The sequence below is a fragment of the Nocardiopsis sp. LDBS0036 genome (assembly GCF_041228755.1).
GTDB lineage: Bacteria > Actinomycetota > Actinomycetes > Streptosporangiales > Streptosporangiaceae > Nocardiopsis > Nocardiopsis dassonvillei.
Map to the genome: position 1 here is coordinate 5,250,350 of NZ_CP141103.1, position 16,635 is coordinate 5,266,984.

A 16,635-nucleotide genomic window follows, 5' to 3' on the forward strand; every position below is an offset into this window, starting at 1 on the left:
GAACTCCGCCACCGTGTGGCACACTGACCTCATGCCGTCTCAGGTGCTCATTATCGTGAGGCGCGCTGGCTGACCATCGGACGCCGCCAGCGCGCTGACCTCTCGTGTCCACGAGGGGTCTTTTTTGTTGGCGGGGCCCGGTCGGCCACACCACAGCATCCACCTTCGGGAGTTCCACCCATGAGGGACGACAGTTTCCACGTCTTCGACACCACGCTGCGCGACGGGGCCCAGCGCGAGGGGATCAACCTGCGGGTCTCCGACAAGCTGGCCATCGCCAAGCTGCTGGACGACTTCGGGGTGGCGTTCATCGAGGGAGGGTGGCCGGGGGCCAACCCCAAGGACACCGAGTTCTTCCAGCGGGCTTCACGAGAGCTGACGCTGGAGCACGCGCAACTCACCGCGTTCGGCGCGACCCGCCGTGCCGGTGTGCGGGCCGCCGACGACCCACAGGTGGCCGCACTGCGCGACAGCGGCGCACCGGTCGTCACCCTTGTCGCCAAGAGTGACGACCGGCACGTCGAGCGCGCGCTGCGCACGACCCTCGACGAGAACCTCGCCATGATCGCCGACACGGTGTCCCACCTGAGCGAACACGGCCAGCGCGTATTCGTGGACTGCGAGCACTTCTTCGACGGATACCTCCACAACCCCGACCACGCGCTCGACGTGGTCCGCGCCGCCGCCGGGGCCGGTGCCGACGTCGTCGTCCTGTGCGACACCAACGGCGGCATGCTCCCCACCGACGTCACCCGTATCGTCACCGAGGTCCGCGAGGCCACCGGCGCACGCCTGGGCATCCACGCCCAGGACGACACCGGCTGCGCCGTCGCCAACACCCTCGCCGCCGTGGACGCGGGCGCCACCCACGTACAGTGCACCGCCAACGGCTACGGCGAGCGGGTCGGCAACGCCAACCTCTTCTCCGTGGTCGGCGCGCTCACGCTCAAGCGCGGCCAGGAGGTCCTCCCCGAGGGCTGCCTGGCCGAGATGACCCGCGTGGCCACCGCCATCGCCGAGATCGTCAACCTCACCCCCGACACGCACCAGCCCTACGTGGGGGTGTCGGCCTTCGCGCACAAGGCGGGGCTGCACGCCTCCGCGATCAAGGTCGACCCCGACCTGTACCAGCACACGGACCCCGCGCTGGTCGGCAACGCCATGCGCATGCTCGTCTCCGACATGGCCGGGCGGGCCTCCATCGAACTCAAGGCCAAGGAGTTGGGCCTGGACCTGTCCGGAGACCGCGCCCTGTCGGGGCGGGCCGTGGAGCGGGTCAAGGGCCTGGAGCTGTCGGGCTACAGCTTCGAGGCCGCCGACGCCTCCCTGGACCTGCTGCTGCGCGAGGAACTGGGGCAGCCGGTCCGCTACTTCGACACCGAGTCCTGGCGCGTCATCACCGAACGCCGACCCCGGGCCGGGTCCAGCCCCCTGGCCAGCGACTACGAGAGCCTCACCGAGGCCACCGTCAAACTGCGGGTCAAGGGCGAACGCGTGATCGCCACCGCGGAGGGCAACGGCCCCGTCAACGCCCTGGACCGGGCGCTGCGCAGCGCCATGGAGGGCGTGTACACCGCGCTGGCCGGGCTGGAGCTGACCGACTACAAGGTCCGCATCCTGGAGGGCAGCTCCGGCACCAACGCCATCACCCGCATCCTCATCACCTTCAGCGACGGGGTGGGGGAGTGGACCACGGTGGGCGTGGGCCCCAACGTCGTCGACGCGTCCTGGGTCGCCCTCGAACAGGCCGTCACCTACGGGCTCCTGCGCCAGGGCTACCCGCAGGGCTGATCCGGAAGCCGGAGCCCTCCGGGGAGCGGACGAGGGGGCGGGGCGGCAGCCGCCCCGCCCCCTCGCGACGACCGCGGCCGCCCTCCAGGACGACCTCTCCATCGCTTTTCGTGTCCATATCGATACCCAGAGTCATGGAATGGGCGTGCGCGGTCGGCCGGAAAAAGCACGGACGGCATCCGGACGGGCCCTCAGTCCCCGGAGCCGTTCTCGGGGTGGACCCAGCCGTTGGGCTCGCACCCCTGGAGGCCCAGGGTCTGCTGCTGCATCACCGGGGCCGGCTCCCCCTCGCCGGGGCAGTCCACGTGGCCGTGGCCCAGGGTGTGGCCCACCTCGTGGTTGATCAGGTAGATCCGGTAGGTCTCCAGGTCGTCCTCGAAGTGGGGGACGCCCGACACCCAGCGGTTCTGGTTGATGATCGCCCGGTTCCCGTTCGCGCAGGACACGTACCCGTCGGTGTTCAGCGGGGCGCACAGCCGGTCCACGGTGTCCGGGGCCGCCAGCAGCACGCGGACGTCGGCGTCGTCGCCGTCCACCCGCTGCATCGCGCGCTCCCCGTCGTCGCCCCAGCTGCGCGGGTCGCCCAGGATCTCCTCCACGGCGGCCGCGAAGTCCTCGGACTCCCCGGGCAGCCCCTTCTCGACCTCCACGGCGAAGGTGGTCACCGGGCCGTCGCCCATGACGTCGCTCTCGCCCTCCAGCACGGAGAACTCGCCGTCAGCGCTCTCGACCTCCTCCTCCACGGAGCGGAGCAGCAGCGGGGCCTCTTCCTCCCCGGCCCGCTCGGCGGAGGAGCCCGCTTCGGGCGCGGCGGCCCCGCCCGCCGAGTCCCGGTCCTCCGCGGAGGTGCGCCGGTCGCCGCCCTCCTCGGGGACCCCGTCGCCGACCGGCCCCGTCGCGGAGGTCTCGGCGGGCTCTCCGAAGTCGGGTCCGGAACCGGGCACGCTCACCATGAGCACGGTGGAGGCCCCGGAGACCAGGCACAGACCCAGCGCCAGACCCATCGGGTACCGGCGGCGCTTGCGGTGCCGGGCACGGGGACGACCCCCGGGCGAAGCGGACGTGGGCACGGGAACCAGCCTCTCGACGGCGGACGACGGACCCAGCATGCCAGAATCCGGCCCAAGGAAAGGCCAAGGCATTGTCCGGGAAGAGCAGGTATGAGAGGGAGTCAACGTCCTGCGGTCTTTCACGGCTTCCGTGTGCTTTGGTACCGTCCGCGGCGCGGTCCGGATGTGTCCTTCCACTCCCCCCGGACGGGTCCCGTCCGCTCCCGGCCACCCGCCGCGCCGATACCCTTCAACCGCAAGCGAGACAACAGGGCTGCTGGGAGGCATCAGGTGCGCATCGCGCGGTTCGCGTCCGGTGACGAGGTCGGGTTCGGCCTGGTAGAGAAGGATTCCGACACCGGGGAGGAGTTCGTCGCCCGGCTGAGCGGCCACCCCCTCATCGGCGACATCCAGCTGACCGGCGAGCGGGCCAAGCTCTCCGACGTCCGGCTGCTGTCGCCGGTGCTGCCGACCAAGGTGGTCTGCATCGGCAAGAACTACGCGGACCACGTCGCGGAGATGAAGGACGTCACGGGGGAGTCCACCGACGAGCCCGTCGTCTTCCTCAAGCCCTCCACCGCCGTGACCGGGCCCCGCGACCCGATCTTCCGCCCCGCCGTCTCCGAGCGGGTGGACTACGAGGGCGAGCTGGCCATCGTCATCTCCCGCCCCTGCCGCGAGGTGCCGCGCGAGCGCGCCAAGGACGTCATCTTCGGCTACACCGTCGCCAACGACGTCACCGCCCGCGACCTGCAGAAGAAGGACAAGCAGTGGACGCGGGCCAAGGGCTTCGACTCCTTCTGCCCCATCGGCCCCTGGATCACCACCGGGATGAGCATCGAGGAGGCACAGGACCTGGCCGTCACCACCACCGTGGACGGCCAGACGCGCCAGGACGGGCGCACGTCGCAGTTCATCCACGACATCCCGGACATCATCGCCTACGTCACGTCCTTCATGACGCTGCTCCCCGGTGACGTGGTCCTCACCGGAACCCCCGCCGGGGTGGGTCCGGTCGAGGTCGGCCAGGAGGTCGCGGTCACGGTGGAGCGGTTGGGCACCATCACCAACCGCGTGGTGGCCCGCGACTGAGGGCCCCGCTCCGCGCGCCGGTCCGGCGCGGGCCAAGGGGTCGGCGGCGCCCGCGCCGCCGACCCGCGCACGAGTGGAAGGCAGTCCGTTGACCATCCCCCGACGCCGCCGCACCGGTGCCCTCGTCCTCGCCGGTGCGCTCGCCCTCGTGCTCCTGGCCGGGGGAACCGCCTACTGGACGGCCGCGCGCACCGACGACGGCGGCACCGGCACACCGACAGGGGGACCCGTGAGCGAACCGCACCGCATCATGCTGGCGGGAGACTCGATGACCCAGGGCGCCAACGGCGACCGGACCTGGCGCTACCACCTGTGGAACCACCTCTCCCCGCACGTGGAGGAGTTGGACTTCGTCGGCCCCTACAGCGACCCCGCGAGCCGCGACATGATCCTGCCGGTCCCCACCGCCGAGGACGAGGCGACGCCGAGCCCGGACGGCGACCCCGCCGGGGACTACCGGGAGGACGGCGCCGACGGGACCGCTCCCGGGCCGGGCCCCTCCGCTCCCGGTGAGCGGATCCCGCAGGACGGTGCCGTCTGGCCCGGCGCGGACGGCGACCCGGACACCGCCGAGTACCGGGACCCCGACTTCGACCAGGACCACAACGCCCTGTGGGGCCGCACCCTGCGCGACGCCTCCTCCTCCATCCGGGAGGACGTCCGCGTCCACCGCCCGGACGTGCTGTGCGTCATGCTCGGCGTGAACGACCTGCTGTGGCCGGTCACGATGGAGGAGATGGAGTACCGGCTGCGCGGCTACGTGGAGGCGGCGCGCGAGGCCAACCCGCACCTGCGCGTCGTGCTCGCCGAGACCGTGCCCATCGCCCTGGCCGAGTCCGACGAGGGCTTCGCCCTGCGCGTGTACGCCTACAACGTCCTGATCCGCGAGGTCGCCGCCGACATGTCCACGGAGCGCTCGCCGGTGATCAGCCTGGACGTGGCGGGCGGCGAGGACTGGGACCCGGCAGCCGACACCTACGACGGCACCCACCCCAACGCGCGCGGGGAGGTCAAGATCGCCGCGGCCTTCGCCGACGCCCTCGCGGAGGGCTACGGGATCGGGCGCCCCTACCCGCGCCCGCTCCCCACGGCCTCCGCGGGGGAGTGAGGCGGGGCGCCGGGCCCGCCCCGGCCCGTTTTCCGGACGGGGGCGGTTCCGTGCGCGCGGCGGGGACCAGCGGGTTCCCCCGGGCCCCCGTCCGGCGCGGATACCCTGGGCGCGTGACTGAGACTTCGATTCGTACCCGCTTCGCCCCGTCCCCCACGGGCATGTTCCACGTCGGCGGCGCGCGCTCCGCGCTGTTCAACTGGGCGCTGGCACAGCAGCGGCCCGAGGGCCGCATGGTGCTGCGCGTCGAGGACACCGACGCCGCACGCAACCGCCCCGAGTGGACCGAGGGCATCATCCGCGCGCTGGCCTGGCTGGGCATCGGCGAGGAGGACCCGCACTTCGAGGGCCCCTACTTCCAGTCGGAGTACGCGGACAAGCACCGCGAGACCGCGCAGGAGCTGTACAAGAACGGCCGCGCCTACTACTGCGACTGCACCCGCGAGCAGGTGCAGGAGCGGCGCGACAACCCCAACCTGGGCTACGACGGCTTCTGCCGGGACCGGAACCTGGCGCCCGGCCCGGGCCGGGCGCTGCGCTTCCGCGTGCCCGAGGGCGGCCCCACCGTCGTGGACGACCGGATCCGCGGCCGCGTGGAGTTCGAGCACTCCGCCATCGAGGACTTCGTGATCGCCCGCGCCGACGGCTCGCCGCTGTTCGTACTGGCCAACGTCGTCGACGACGTCGAGATGCGCATCACCCACGTCGTCCGCGGCGAGGAGCACCTGTCCAACACCCCCAAGCAGCAGTTGCTGTGGGAGGCGCTGGGGCTGACCCCGCCGGTGTGGGCGCACCTGCCGGTCATCGTCAACGAACAGCGCAAGAAGCTCTCCAAGCGCCGGGACAAGGTCGCCCTGGAGTCCTACCAGGAGGAGGGCTACCTGCCGGAGGCGATGGTCAACTACCTCATGCTGCTGGGCTGGGCGCCGGGCGACGACCGCGAGATCATGCCGTGGTCGCAGATGCAGCCGCTGTTCCGGGTGGAGGACGTCAACAGCTCCAGCGCCTTCTTCGACGAGAAGAAGCTGCGCGCCTTCAACGGCGAGTACATCCGCGAGCTCTCCGCCGAGGAGTTCGTCGAGCGCTGCCAGCCGTGGCTGACCGGCGACGCGGCCCCGTGGGACCCGGCCGACTACGACCCGGCGGTCTTCGCCGCCGTCGCCCCGCTCGCGCAGAGCCGCGTGGCGGTACTCAGCGAGATCGTGCCGAACGTGGACTTCCTCTTCCTGCGCGAGCCCGTGGAGGACGAGAAGAGCTGGGCCAAGGCCATGAAGCCGGGCGTGGGGCGGGAGATGCTCCAGGCCGCCCTGGCGCGCTTCGCCGACCCGGAGCTGCCGTGGGCCGCCGAGGACCTCAAGGCCGCCACCGAGGAGGTGGGCGCCTCTCTGGGCCTGAAGCTGGGCAAGGCGCAGGCCCCCGTGCGCGTCGCGGTCACCGGCCGCACCGTCGGCCTGCCGCTGTTCGAGTCGCTGGAGCTGCTCGGCCGCGAGCGCGTCCAGGAGCGGCTGACCGCGGCCCTGGCGAAGCTGGACGCACAGGACGGCCCCGCCGGGTCCTGAGGCGGACGGGGGTGGTCGGAGCCACAGCCCGGCCGCCCCGATTCCGGTTCGCGACCACTCCGAATGTCCGCTAGAGTTGTCCACGTCGCCGAGGGGGACGGGGAAGCGAAAGCGGACCGGGTCCTCCCAGAGCACTGGGGTATGGTGTAATCGGCAGCACGACTGATTCTGGTTCAGTTAGTCTAGGTTCGAGTCCTGGTACCCCAGCGCAGGTCAGCGTTGAGGCGCTGACCGCGCGGGTCGCAGACCCGAAAGCGCGCCCCCGTCGTCTAGTGGCCTAGGACGCCGCCCTCTCAAGGCGGTAACGGCGGTTCGAATCCGCTCGGGGGTACACAGAGGGAGAAGCTCTCACCAGGTGGGGGCTTTCTTTCTGGCCGGTGCATGCCACCGGTGTCCGGTTGGGGCGGGTATCTCGGTAGAGGTCCGCCCGGACCAGTCCGGCCCCCGTCGTCTAGTGGCCTAGGACGCCGCCCTCTCAAGGCGGTAACGGCGGTTCGAATCCGCTCGGGGGTACCAGCAGGCGAGGCTCCATCCACCAGGATGGGGCCTTTCGTGTTCTCCGGCCCCGGAAGCCCTCCGGAACCGCGCGGCCCCCTCCCGGGCCGCGGAAGGCGGGTCCGCGGCGCTGAGACGCCCCTGGGATACTGGGTGGGCGCGGTTCCCCGGCCCCTCAATCCCTGTCGGAGCGTATGAAGAGCGACCCTGCCTCCCCAGCCGTCCGGACCGGACCGGCGCCCCCGGGCGCGCCGTGACCGGCCGTGAGCTCGGCCCGGGCAACCACCAGGACAAGGAGCTGCGCGAGGTCCTCAAGGATCTGTGCGAACAGGGGTGGGTGCTGAGGCAGGAGGGACACTGGGGGCGTCTGTACTGCGACTGCGGCTGCACCCGCATCCAGGTCCCCGGGACGCCGCGCAACTCCGGCCGGGCCGCGCGCCGCATCCGGCAGGAGGCGCGGCGCTGTCCGATGCCCCCGGACGACCCCCGGCGGGGCGCGGGCGGACCCCGCGAGTGAGGACGGTCCGGGCGTCGGCGGTTCCGGCGGCCCAGGCCGTGGTGGGGCCCGGCCGTTCCGGGTATCCTTGTGTTGACGTTTGCCAACGGATGGGTGGCGCCCGGCGGGTTCGGGGGCCTCGCGGCCGTTGACCGCGGCCGGTAGCCCGGCGCACATCGGAGGACGCTCCGGAGGAAGGCGAGGCCGATGGCCGAGTACGAGTTCGTCTTCGTCGTGGACGGGTTCGACCTGGACGACCACGACACCGTCCAGGCCCTCAGCGAGGGCTTCGACGCCCTCGTCTCCTCCTGGCACGGGTCCCTGCGCCTGTCCGTGGCCGCGCTCGGCCCGGACGCGGTCACGGCGGCCAGGTCGCTGGTGGAGCGCGTCCACGTGACGGTGCCCGGCGTGCGGATCGTCCGCCTCGACCGGGAGCTGGTCGGGATCTCCGACATCGCCGAGATCACCGGTAGGAGCAGGCAGAACGTCGACCAGTGGGTCCGCGGGCAGCGGCACGACGGCGTCCCCTTCCCCGCGCCCGAGGCGGCCGTGGGCCGATCCCTGGTGTGGCTGTGGTCCGAGGTCAACGCGTGGCTGCGCGGGATCGGCCTGGACGACGGTCAGCTGCGGCCCACGCGGACGGAGATGTCCGAGATCGACTGGCTGCTCCAGACCTCGCGCAAGGTCGAGCTCGCCCTGGTCCGCCACGCCAACAGCCCCGACGCGCGCCGGGTGGCCAGGCTGCTGGCCGCGCACGCCCGCACCACGCGCGAGTTCATCCACTACCTGGTGAAGAACCCGCGGGTGCGCGACGCCCGCGGCCGCTACACGGTGCTGGTCTGCTCGCCCCGGGACGAGGCGGTGGACGTCTTCCGCAGGCTGGAGGCGTTCGAGCACCCGGTCGTGCTCGCCACGGTGACCAACCGCATCCACGCCCTGGTCATGGTCGACGGGGAGGGTGAGCGCGGTGACGCGACCGAGCTGGTGCCCGGGATGACCGTGCGCGACTGGCTGGGGATGATCGCCCTGTCGCCCGAGAGCGAGTTCACCGTCGCGTCGGAGGGCGCGTCCACCAAGACCGCGCCCATCACCGCGCGGTCGCCGATGGACCTCGTCGGCGCCTGACCCCGCCTCCGGGCGCTTCACCACGACCCCCTCCGGTGGGCCGCCTTCGGGGCGGCCCGCCGGGGTGGGGCGGCCCGGCTAGTGCGCGCCCTCGTAGCTGTGCAGGGACTCGCTGATCTTCTCCGCCGCCGACAGGACCGCCTGGGAGTGGATGCGGCCGGGGGAGCGGGTCAGGCGCTCTATGGGGCCCGACACCGACACGGCGGCGATCACGCGCCCCCCGGGGCCCGACACCGGCGCGGACACCGACGCCACGCCCTGCTCGCGCTCGGCTACGCTCTGGGCCCACCTGCGGCGGCGCACCTGGGCCAGGCTGGCCGCCGTGAACCGCGCCCCCAGCAGGGAGCGGCGGATGCGGTCGGAGTCCTCCCAGGCCAGCAGTACCTGGGCGGCCGAACCGGCGTTCATGGGCAACTCGCTGCCGACCGGGACCGTGTCGCGCAGCCCGCTGCTGCGCTCGGAGGCGGCCACGCACACCCGCAGGTCCCCCTGGCGGCGGTAGAGCTGCGCGCTCTCCCCGGTCAGGTCGCGCAGCTGCACCAGGACGGGGGAGGCCACGGCCAGCAGCCGGTCCTCGCCGGTCGCTATCGACAGCTCACCCAGGCGCGGGCCCAGCACGAAGCGCCCCTGGCTGTCGCGGGTGACCATGCGGTGGCGCTCCAGCGCCACCGCCAGCCGGTGGGCCGTCGGCCGGGCCAGACCGGTGATCTGTACCAACTGGGCCAGGGACGCCGGTCCCGACTCCAGGGCGTCGAGGACGGACATGGTCTTGTCCAGGACACCGACGCCGCTGGATGAGCTAGAGTTGTCCATGGCTTGATATTGCCGTCTCGAAATATGGAATGCAAGTCAGGCCGCAGTCCGCGCAGGGCTCCACACGAGACGCGCCCGAGACGATTACGAGAGAGGCGATCGCCCATGGCACGCACGATGGCCGAGAAGGTCTGGGAGGAGCACGTCGTCCGGCGTGCCGACGGCGAGCCGGACCTGCTCTACATCGACCTCCACCTCGTCCACGAGGTGACCAGCCCGCAGGCCTTCGAGGGCCTGCGCCTGGCGGGCCGGTCCGTGCGCCGCCCGGACCTGACCATCGCCACCGAGGACCACAACGTCCCCACCCAGGACCTGCTGGCCCCCATCGCCGATCCGGTCTCCCGCAAGCAGGTCGAGACGCTGCGCAAGAACTGCTCCGACTTCGGCGTGCGGCTGCACCCGATGGGCGACATCGAGCAGGGCGTGGTGCACGTGGTCGGCCCCCAGCTGGGCCTGACCCAGCCGGGCATGACCATCGTCTGCGGTGACAGCCACACCAGCACCCACGGCGCGTTCGGCGCCCTGGCCTTCGGCATCGGCACCAGCCAGGTCGAGCACGTCCTGGCCACCCAGACCCTGCCGATGGCCCCCTTCAAGACGATGGCCGTCACCGTGAACGGCACGCTGCGGCCGGGAGTGTCCGCCAAGGACGTCATCCTCGCGGTCATCGCCAAGATCGGCACCGGCGGCGGCCAGGGCTACGTCATCGAGTACCGGGGCGAGGCCATCGAGGCCCTGTCCATGGAAGCCCGCATGACCGTGTGCAACATGTCCATCGAGGCGGGCGCCCGCGCCGGGATGATCGCCCCGGACCAGACCACGTTCGACTACATCCGCGGCCGGGCGCACGCGCCCCAGGGCGAGGACTTCGACGCCGCGGTCGAGCACTGGAAGAGCCTGCGCACCGACGAGGGCGCGGTCTTCGACGCCGAGGTCGTGCTGGACGCCGACGAGCTCAGCCCGTTCGTCACCTGGGGCACCAACCCCGGCCAGGGCGTGCCGCTGGACGCCTCCGTGCCCGACCCCGCCTCGTTCGAGGACCCCTCCGCCCGCGCCGCCGCCGAGAAGGCCCTGGCCTACATGGACCTCGCGGCCGGAACGCCGATGCGCGAGGTGAGCGTGGACACCGTCTTCCTGGGCTCGTGCACCAACGGCCGCATCGAGGACCTGCGCGCCGCCGCCGAGATCATCCGCGGCCGCAGGGTGGCCGAGGGCGTGCGCATGCTCGTCGTCCCCGGCTCCATGCGGGTCAAGGAGCAGGCCAACGAGGAGGGCCTGGGCCGGGTCTTCGAGGAGGCCGGCGCCGAGTGGCGCGAGGCCGGCTGCTCGATGTGCCTGGGCATGAACCCCGACCAGCTCAAGCCCGGCGAGCGCAGCGCCTCCACCTCCAACCGCAACTTCGAGGGCCGCCAGGGCCGCGGCGGACGCACCCATCTGGTGTCGCCGCAGGTGGCCGCCGCCACCGCGGTGCGCGGCACCCTGTCCTCGCCCGCCGACCTGGCCGCCCTCTAGCGCGCCCCGTTAGGAGAGACCTCTCATGGAGAAGTTCGACGTCCACACCGGTCGGGCCGTGCCGCTGCGCGCGAGCAACGTCGACACCGACCAGATCATCCCGGCCGTCTACCTCAAGCGGGTCAGCCGGACCGGCTTCGAGGACGGCCTGTTCGCCGAGTGGCGCAAGTCCGACCCCGACTTCGTCCTCAACCGCCCCGAGTACCAGGGCGCGTCCGTGCTGGTGGCCGGGCCGGACTTCGGCACGGGCTCCTCGCGCGAGCACGCCGTGTGGGCGCTCCAGGACTACGGCTTCAAGACCGTGCTGTCCTCGCGCTTCGCCGACATCTTCCGCGGCAACTCGCTCAAGGGCGGCCTGCTGACGGTCCTGCTGGCCCAGGAGGTCATCGACCGCGTCTGGGCGGCCGTCGAGGCCGACCCCGCCACCGAGGTGACCGTGGACCTGGTCGAGCGCGAGGTGCGGGTTCCGGCGGCGGACGTGCGGGAGCCCTTCGAGCTGGACGACTACACCCGCTGGCGGCTCCTGGAGGGCCTGGACGACATCGCCCTGACCCTGCGCCACACGGACGAGATCGGGGAGTTCGAGGGCACCCGCAAGCCCTGGCTGCCGGTGACCCTCTAGACACTGATCGGCTTCTGGGCCGGGGATTCGCGGCCTGTGTGACGCAGGCCACCCCCGGTCCAGAAATATTTTACCTTTACATGCTGTGAGCGCCTGCTTACGGGTCTTCCGTCCTTAAGCTCAGCGTGTCTCGTGCCCGGAATCCGGTTATACGTAGGCATTTGAGGCTCGCAGAAGGGGTCAAAAGGGACTGAAGCCGGGGGTGTCTCCGGTCTGGACCGGAGTCCCGCGGAAGCTGCCGCGCAGGTGGGGATGGGCCCGACACGCCCTGCCCGTAGGCGTTTGTATTTGTGTAAGGGCCTCTGCTTCCCCTAATTTCGTGCGAGCAAGGGGGAACCGGAGGAACCTTATGAACAAGCGTGACCTGATCGACGCGATCTCCGATCGGCTCGGAGACAAGAAGACCGCGACCGAAGCGGTCAACGCTGTGCTTGACACCATTCAGGCCACCGTGGCGTCGGGCGACAAGGTCGCCATCACCGGCTTCGGTGTTTTCGAGAAGTCCGAGCGCGCGGCCCGCACGGCCCGCAACCCCGCCACCGGCGCCACCATCAACGTCCCCGCGAGCTTCGTTCCGAAGTTCCGCGCTGGCGCTGACTTCAAGGCTCTGGTCAACGGCGACAAGAAGTAACCCGCCACCGCACGGCGACGGGTCCGTCCGCCCGGGTCCCCTTCGAGGGGCCCGGGCGGAACGCGTTTGTGGGCCCTGTGAGGTCCATGGGACGTACGGGGAGCCCAGGAGGGGTGCGCCAGAGTCTTTGCGAGGCTCATGTGGCGCAGGAGGAGCTCCAGGAAGGCGCGTCAGGGCCTCATGAGGCCCGTGAGGCGCATGAGGGGCACCAGGAAGGCGCGCCAGGGCCTCATGAGACCCATGTGGACGCATGAGGGGCGCCCAGGGCCTCTGCGGCGCCCGAGCGGCGGGACGGGGGTGTTCCGGCCTTCAGGAGGGCTCAGGGCGCGTTCTGCGGACACAGGCCGCCGTCCACGAGTTCCCACAGCCCGCGCGTCCTGGGGCCCACGCCCAGCGCCACCGCGGCGCGCAGGTCCTCGAACGTGTCCACGTCGCGCCGCACCGACGCCACGTCCGGCACCACCAGCTCCCTGACGCCCCCGGACAGGTGGCGGACCCGCGAGGGCCCCTCGAAGGCCGGGGTGAACGGGTGCCCGGGCGCGGCGGCGAACAGCGTCGTGCCCACACCGGGAGCATCCGCCAGGAAGGAGCGGCCGTGCCCGGCCGCCGCGGCCAGGACCCGCTCCAGTTCCTCGGGACGCAGCGCGGGCAGGTCGGCGGACAGGGCGCACACCCCGAGCCCGGGCAGACGCCGCCGCGCGAAGGCCGCCCCGTGCTCCAGCGCCGGGTTCAGCCCCGTGCCGGGCTCTCCGCCCACCACGACCGCGCCCAACCGGGCCAGTTCGGCGCCCGCGCGCGCGTCCTCGGTCACCGCGAACACCGCCGCCACCCCGGGGCAGGCCCGCGCCGCGGCCACCGTGTCGCAGGCGATGGCCAGCGCCAGGTCCTCGCGGCGGCCCCCCGCGACCGGGGCCAGCCGCGTCTTGGCGCGGCCGAGGCGCTTCACCGGGACGACCAGGGACCAGCGCGCCCCGGGCCGCGGCGCCCCGCCCTGTTCTCCACAGCCGGTCACGGTCCCCCCGGAACGTCGGTACGGCACGACAGTGACGAGGGTAGGCGTTCGGCGGGGAGCCGTCGGCGGCGACGCCCGCGACGGGCCGTATCCGCCGAACACGCCCTACACTGAATCGGTTGTGCTGTGCGGCCTCGACGGGCCCGGAGTGATGGAGTGAGGAGTCCCGTGGCCAAGCAACGAGAATCCCGGTGGGTGAAAGCGGTCGTCTCCCGGATCGTCCGGTTCGTCCTGTGGTTCGTGACCAAGCCGGACTGGAGGGGCACCGAGCACGTCCCCGCCAAGGGCGGCGCGATCATCGCCCTCAACCACCTGTCCCTCGCGGACCCGCTGACGGTCGCCCACTTCCTCTACATCGGCGCCCGGCGCTGGCCGACCTTCACCATGAAGGAGGGGGTCATGCGCATCCCCGTGGTGAGCGCGGTGGCCAGGAGCACCGGCCAGATCCCCGTCAAGCGCGGCAGCACCGACGCCGTCAAGGCGCTCCACGAGGCCGAGCTGGCGCTCACCCGGGACGGGGCCTCGGTGATCTTCTACCCCGAGGGCACCTGCACCCGGGACCCGAACCTGTGGCCGATGACCGCCAAGACCGGCGTGGCGCGCCTGGCCCTCACCACGGGCGTGCCCGTGGTCCCGGTTGCGCACTGGGGCGAGCAGCACATCATGCCCTACGGCACCAAGAAGGTCAGGCTGTTCCCGCGCAAGCGCGTGGAGTTCCTGGCCGGACCGCCCGTGGACCTGTCCCGGTTCCGGGACCAGCCGCTGACCGGAACGGTCCTGCGGGAGGCCACCGAGGCGATCATGGCCGACATCACCGCCCTCCAGGCGCGGATCCGCGGCGAGGAGCCGCCCGCGGTCCCCTACGACCCCAGGAAGGCGCGGGCCGCGGCCGCCGGGAGCGAGGAGCGGCCCCCCGTGGAGGGCGGCACGGCCGCCGCGGCGGACAGCACGGCGCCGGCCGACGACCAGGCCGGGGCGAAGAGCGACAACGGCGGGAACAGCGTGGGGGCATGACGGAGCCGATGGGTAGCGACGACGTGAGGATCGCCGTTCTCGGCGCGGGATCGTGGGGCACCGTGTTCGCGAACATCATCGCGGACGCGGCCGACCTGACCAGGGAACGCCGTCCGGACGGCCCCGCCGCCGAGGTGGTCCTGTGGGGGCGGCGGTCCTCGGTGGTCGACGCGGTCAACGAGACCTCGCAGAACCCCGACTACTTCCCCGGGATCGCCCTCAACCCGCGCCTGCGCGCCACCACCGACGCCCCCAAGGCGCTGGCGGAGGCCGACGTGGTGGTGCTGGCGGTGCCGTCGCAGACGCTGCGGGCCAACCTCGTGGACTGGCGCCCCCACCTGCGCGAGGACGCGGTGGTCGTCAGCCTCATGAAGGGCGTGGAACTGGGCACCCGCATGCGGGTGAGCCAGATCATCGCCGAGGTCCTGGAGTACTCCGAGGAGCGCATCGCGGTCGTCTCGGGCCCCAACCTGGCCCGCGAGATCGCCGAGCGCCAGCCCGCCACCGCCGTGGTCGCCTGCCCGCACGAGCCGACGGCCGTGCGGCTCCAGAGCCTGTTCAGGTCGGCCTACTTCCGCCCCTACACCAGCACCGACCTGGTCGGGGTGGAGATCGGCGGCGCGATGAAGAACGTGATCGGCCTGGCCGTCGGCGTGGCCGAGGGCATGGGCTTCGGGGACAACACCAAGGCGTCCCTCATCACCCGCGGCCTGGCCGAGACCACGCGCCTGGCGGTGGCCCTGGGCGCGGACGAGCACACCCTGTCCGGCCTGGCCGGGATGGGTGACCTGGTCGCGACATGCTCGTCGCCGCTGTCGCGAAACCGGACTTTCGGTGAGAAACTGGGCGCTGGTAAAACCCTCGAACAGGTCGTCGCGGAGACCAAGCAGACGGCCGAGGGGGTCAAGTCCTCCGAGTCCGTCCTGGAACTCGGATGGGCCCACGGGGTCGACATGCCGATCACCGAGGCCGTCGTCAAGATGATGCACCACGACCTGAGCCCGGCCGAGGCGCTGGCCGCCTTCATGGCGCGCAGCGCCAAGCCCGAGCGCTACGGGGTCTGAGAGCGAGCACGATGTCACACACACCAGGGTCCGCGGCGGGAGCCGGGGCCGAGGGCGAGTACACGCGGGCGGTCTCCCTCCCGCAGGCGCCGGTTCCCGCCGAGCGCCCGATGCGCATGCCCGTCCACCGGGCCACCACCTACGCGTTCGACACCTCCCAGGAGTACGCGGACGTGCTGGCGGGCACCCGGCCGGGTTACTCCTACGCGCGCATCGACAGCCCCACCGTGGACGCGTTCTCCGACGCCGTCGCGGCCCTGGAGGGCGCCGGTGTACCGGGTCCGGTGCGCGGACAGGCCTTCTCCTCGGGCATGGGCGCGCTCAGCACGGTGTTCATGGCGCTGACCGAGGCCGGGTCGCACGTGGTGGCCTCACAGTCCATCTACGGCAACACCCACTCGCTGCTGGACCGGCTGCTGCGCCGGTTCGGCGTGCGCACCGACTTCGTGGACATCACCGACCTCGACGCCGTGCGCGCCGCCGTGGGACCCGACACCCGGATGGTGTTCACCGAGACGCTGTCCAACCCCACCATGACCGTCTCCGACCTGCCCGAGCTGGCACGGATCTCCCACGAAGCCGGCGCCGCCCTGGTGGTGGACTCCACCTTCGCCTCCCCGGCCGTGTGCCGACCGCTGGAGCACGGCGCCGACGTGGTCGTGCACTCGGCCACCAAGTACATCGGAGGCCACAGCGACACCACCGGTGGCGTGGCCGTGGCCTCGCCCGACCTGATCGGGCGCATTCGCTCCGCGCGCGTGGACCTGGGCCCCTGCCTGGCCCCCGACGAGGCCTACCTGCTGCACCGGGGGCTGGAGACGCTGCCGCTGCGGGTGCAGCGCCAGTGCGAGAGCGCGGCGGCCCTCGCCGCGGCACTGGAGGGACACCCCCTGGTGGAGCGGGTGGACCACCCCTCGCTGGCCTCCCACCCCCAGTCGGCGCTCGCCGACAAGCTGTTCGACCGCGGCCGCTACGGCGCGGTCGTGACCGTGCACCCGCGCGGCGGACGCGAGGCCGGGATGGCCTTCGCCGACCGGTTGCGCGTGGCCACCATCGCCGCCTCGCTGGGCGGCACGCACACGCTCGCCGGACACGTCGCCTCCACGTCGCACCGCAGCATGAGCGAGCGGGAACTGGCCGCCGCGGGCATCTCCCCGGGGGCGGTGCGCTTCTCCGTCGGCCTGGAGGACCCCCGTGACCTCGTCGAGGACGCCCTGGCGGCCCTCGGCGGGGACAGCTGACACACCGCGGG

The 16,635-nt window shown here is 72.1% G+C and carries 15 protein-coding genes and 3 tRNA genes; 15 read left to right on the top strand and 3 right to left on the bottom strand.

Going from position 1 to position 16,635, the window contains the following annotated elements:
- Nucleotides 1-180: 180 nt before the first annotated feature.
- Nucleotides 181-1,791 (top strand): citramalate synthase, encoded by a 1,611-nt coding sequence (gene cimA / locus UIS43_RS22455; RefSeq protein ID WP_013151234.1) that lies wholly within the window; start codon nucleotides 181-183, stop codon nucleotides 1,789-1,791.
- Nucleotides 1,792-1,982: 191 nt separating this feature from the next.
- Here cimA and UIS43_RS22460 read toward each other — a convergent pair whose 3' ends face one another.
- The gene (locus tag UIS43_RS22460; protein WP_013151235.1) at nucleotides 1,983-2,795 is read right to left on the bottom strand and encodes a DUF3152 domain-containing protein; all 813 of its coding nucleotides are present in this window, start codon (nucleotides 2,793-2,795) and stop codon (nucleotides 1,983-1,985) included.
- A gap of 336 nt (nucleotides 2,796-3,131) precedes the next feature.
- Between UIS43_RS22460 and UIS43_RS22465 the strand changes: the two genes are divergently transcribed.
- From UIS43_RS22465 to UIS43_RS22500, 8 genes are all read left to right on the top strand, one after another.
- Nucleotides 3,132-3,932, top strand: a complete 801-nt coding sequence (locus UIS43_RS22465; RefSeq protein ID WP_013151236.1) for a fumarylacetoacetate hydrolase family protein — start codon at nucleotides 3,132-3,134, stop codon at nucleotides 3,930-3,932.
- An 88-nt stretch (nucleotides 3,933-4,020) separates the two neighbouring features.
- A complete protein-coding gene (locus UIS43_RS22470; RefSeq protein WP_370011613.1) occupies nucleotides 4,021-5,040 on the top strand; it encodes a GDSL-type esterase/lipase family protein in 1,020 nt (339 codons plus the stop codon).
- A gap of 113 nt (nucleotides 5,041-5,153) precedes the next feature.
- Nucleotides 5,154-6,599, top strand: coding sequence for a glutamate--tRNA ligase (gltX, locus tag UIS43_RS22475; protein WP_013151238.1), 1,446 nt, complete (start codon nucleotides 5,154-5,156; stop codon nucleotides 6,597-6,599).
- A gap of 135 nt (nucleotides 6,600-6,734) precedes the next feature.
- A tRNA-Gln gene (locus UIS43_RS22480) sits at nucleotides 6,735-6,806 on the top strand.
- 51 nt (nucleotides 6,807-6,857) lie between these two features.
- Nucleotides 6,858-6,930 (top strand) — tRNA-Glu (locus tag UIS43_RS22485).
- Nucleotides 6,931-7,039: 109 nt separating this feature from the next.
- A tRNA-Glu gene (locus tag UIS43_RS22490) sits at nucleotides 7,040-7,115 on the top strand.
- A gap of 232 nt (nucleotides 7,116-7,347) precedes the next feature.
- Nucleotides 7,348-7,611: a hypothetical protein gene (locus UIS43_RS22495; RefSeq protein ID WP_013151239.1), complete on the top strand. Its 264-nt coding sequence runs from the start codon at nucleotides 7,348-7,350 to the stop codon at nucleotides 7,609-7,611.
- 186 nt (nucleotides 7,612-7,797) lie between these two features.
- A complete protein-coding gene (locus tag UIS43_RS22500; RefSeq protein ID WP_358170786.1) occupies nucleotides 7,798-8,715 on the top strand; it encodes a hypothetical protein in 918 nt (305 codons plus the stop codon).
- Nucleotides 8,716-8,793: 78 nt separating this feature from the next.
- Here the strand turns inward: UIS43_RS22500 and UIS43_RS22505 are convergent, their stop codons facing one another.
- Nucleotides 8,794-9,528, bottom strand: coding sequence for an IclR family transcriptional regulator (locus UIS43_RS22505; RefSeq protein WP_013151241.1), 735 nt, complete (start codon nucleotides 9,526-9,528; stop codon nucleotides 8,794-8,796).
- 105 nt (nucleotides 9,529-9,633) lie between these two features.
- Between UIS43_RS22505 and leuC the strand changes: the two genes are divergently transcribed.
- The 3 genes from leuC (at nucleotide 9,634) to UIS43_RS22520 (ending at nucleotide 12,293) form a co-directional block, all read left to right on the top strand.
- Nucleotides 9,634-11,040 (top strand): 3-isopropylmalate dehydratase large subunit, encoded by a 1,407-nt coding sequence (gene leuC / locus UIS43_RS22510; RefSeq protein WP_013151242.1) that lies wholly within the window; start codon nucleotides 9,634-9,636, stop codon nucleotides 11,038-11,040.
- A 25-nt stretch (nucleotides 11,041-11,065) separates the two neighbouring features.
- On the top strand, nucleotides 11,066-11,662 hold the full coding sequence (gene leuD / locus UIS43_RS22515) for a 3-isopropylmalate dehydratase small subunit (protein WP_013151243.1): 597 nt from the start codon (nucleotides 11,066-11,068) through the stop codon (nucleotides 11,660-11,662).
- 349 nt (nucleotides 11,663-12,011) lie between these two features.
- Nucleotides 12,012-12,293, top strand: coding sequence for an HU family DNA-binding protein (locus UIS43_RS22520; protein WP_013151244.1), 282 nt, complete (start codon nucleotides 12,012-12,014; stop codon nucleotides 12,291-12,293).
- A 319-nt stretch (nucleotides 12,294-12,612) separates the two neighbouring features.
- Here the strand turns inward: UIS43_RS22520 and cofC are convergent, their stop codons facing one another.
- A complete protein-coding gene (gene cofC / locus UIS43_RS22525) occupies nucleotides 12,613-13,305 on the bottom strand; it encodes a 2-phospho-L-lactate guanylyltransferase (RefSeq protein ID WP_013151245.1) in 693 nt (230 codons plus the stop codon).
- A 168-nt stretch (nucleotides 13,306-13,473) separates the two neighbouring features.
- On the opposite strand from cofC, the gene UIS43_RS22530 reads away from it, so the two are divergent.
- Genes UIS43_RS22530 through UIS43_RS22540 form a run of 3 tightly spaced genes read left to right on the top strand, consistent with a single transcriptional unit; the run spans nucleotide 13,474 to nucleotide 16,624 of the window.
- Entirely contained in the window at nucleotides 13,474-14,319 is an 846-nt protein-coding gene (locus UIS43_RS22530; protein ID WP_013151246.1) for a 1-acyl-sn-glycerol-3-phosphate acyltransferase, read from the top strand.
- An 8-nt stretch (nucleotides 14,320-14,327) separates the two neighbouring features.
- A complete protein-coding gene (locus UIS43_RS22535; protein WP_041552173.1) occupies nucleotides 14,328-15,383 on the top strand; it encodes an NAD(P)H-dependent glycerol-3-phosphate dehydrogenase in 1,056 nt (351 codons plus the stop codon).
- Between the two features lie 11 nt (nucleotides 15,384-15,394).
- Nucleotides 15,395-16,624, top strand: a complete 1,230-nt coding sequence (locus UIS43_RS22540; protein WP_370011618.1) for a PLP-dependent aspartate aminotransferase family protein — start codon at nucleotides 15,395-15,397, stop codon at nucleotides 16,622-16,624.
- Nucleotides 16,625-16,635 lie beyond the last annotated feature (11 nt).

What these genes read in the sequence shown, in the direction of transcription:
- UIS43_RS22500 (WP_358170786.1), top strand. Translation starts at nt 7,798, where the DNA reads ATGGCCGAGTACGAGTTCGTCTTCGTCGTGGACGGGTTCGACCTGGAC.
- leuC (WP_013151242.1), top strand. Translation starts at nt 9,634, where the DNA reads ATGGCACGCACGATGGCCGAGAAGGTCTGGGAGGAGCACGTCGTCCGG.
- UIS43_RS22540 (WP_370011618.1), top strand. Translation starts at nt 15,395, where the DNA reads ATGTCACACACACCAGGGTCCGCGGCGGGAGCCGGGGCCGAGGGCGAG.
- UIS43_RS22460 (WP_013151235.1), bottom strand. Translation starts at nt 2,795, where the DNA reads ATGGGTCTGGCGCTGGGTCTGTGCCTGGTCTCCGGGGCCTCCACCGTG.
- leuD (WP_013151243.1), top strand. Translation starts at nt 11,066, where the DNA reads ATGGAGAAGTTCGACGTCCACACCGGTCGGGCCGTGCCGCTGCGCGCG.
- UIS43_RS22520 (WP_013151244.1), top strand. Translation starts at nt 12,012, where the DNA reads ATGAACAAGCGTGACCTGATCGACGCGATCTCCGATCGGCTCGGAGAC.
- UIS43_RS22505 (WP_013151241.1), bottom strand. Translation starts at nt 9,528, where the DNA reads ATGGACAACTCTAGCTCATCCAGCGGCGTCGGTGTCCTGGACAAGACC.
- UIS43_RS22535 (WP_041552173.1), top strand. Translation starts at nt 14,328, where the DNA reads ATGGGTAGCGACGACGTGAGGATCGCCGTTCTCGGCGCGGGATCGTGG.
- cimA (WP_013151234.1), top strand. Translation starts at nt 181, where the DNA reads ATGAGGGACGACAGTTTCCACGTCTTCGACACCACGCTGCGCGACGGG.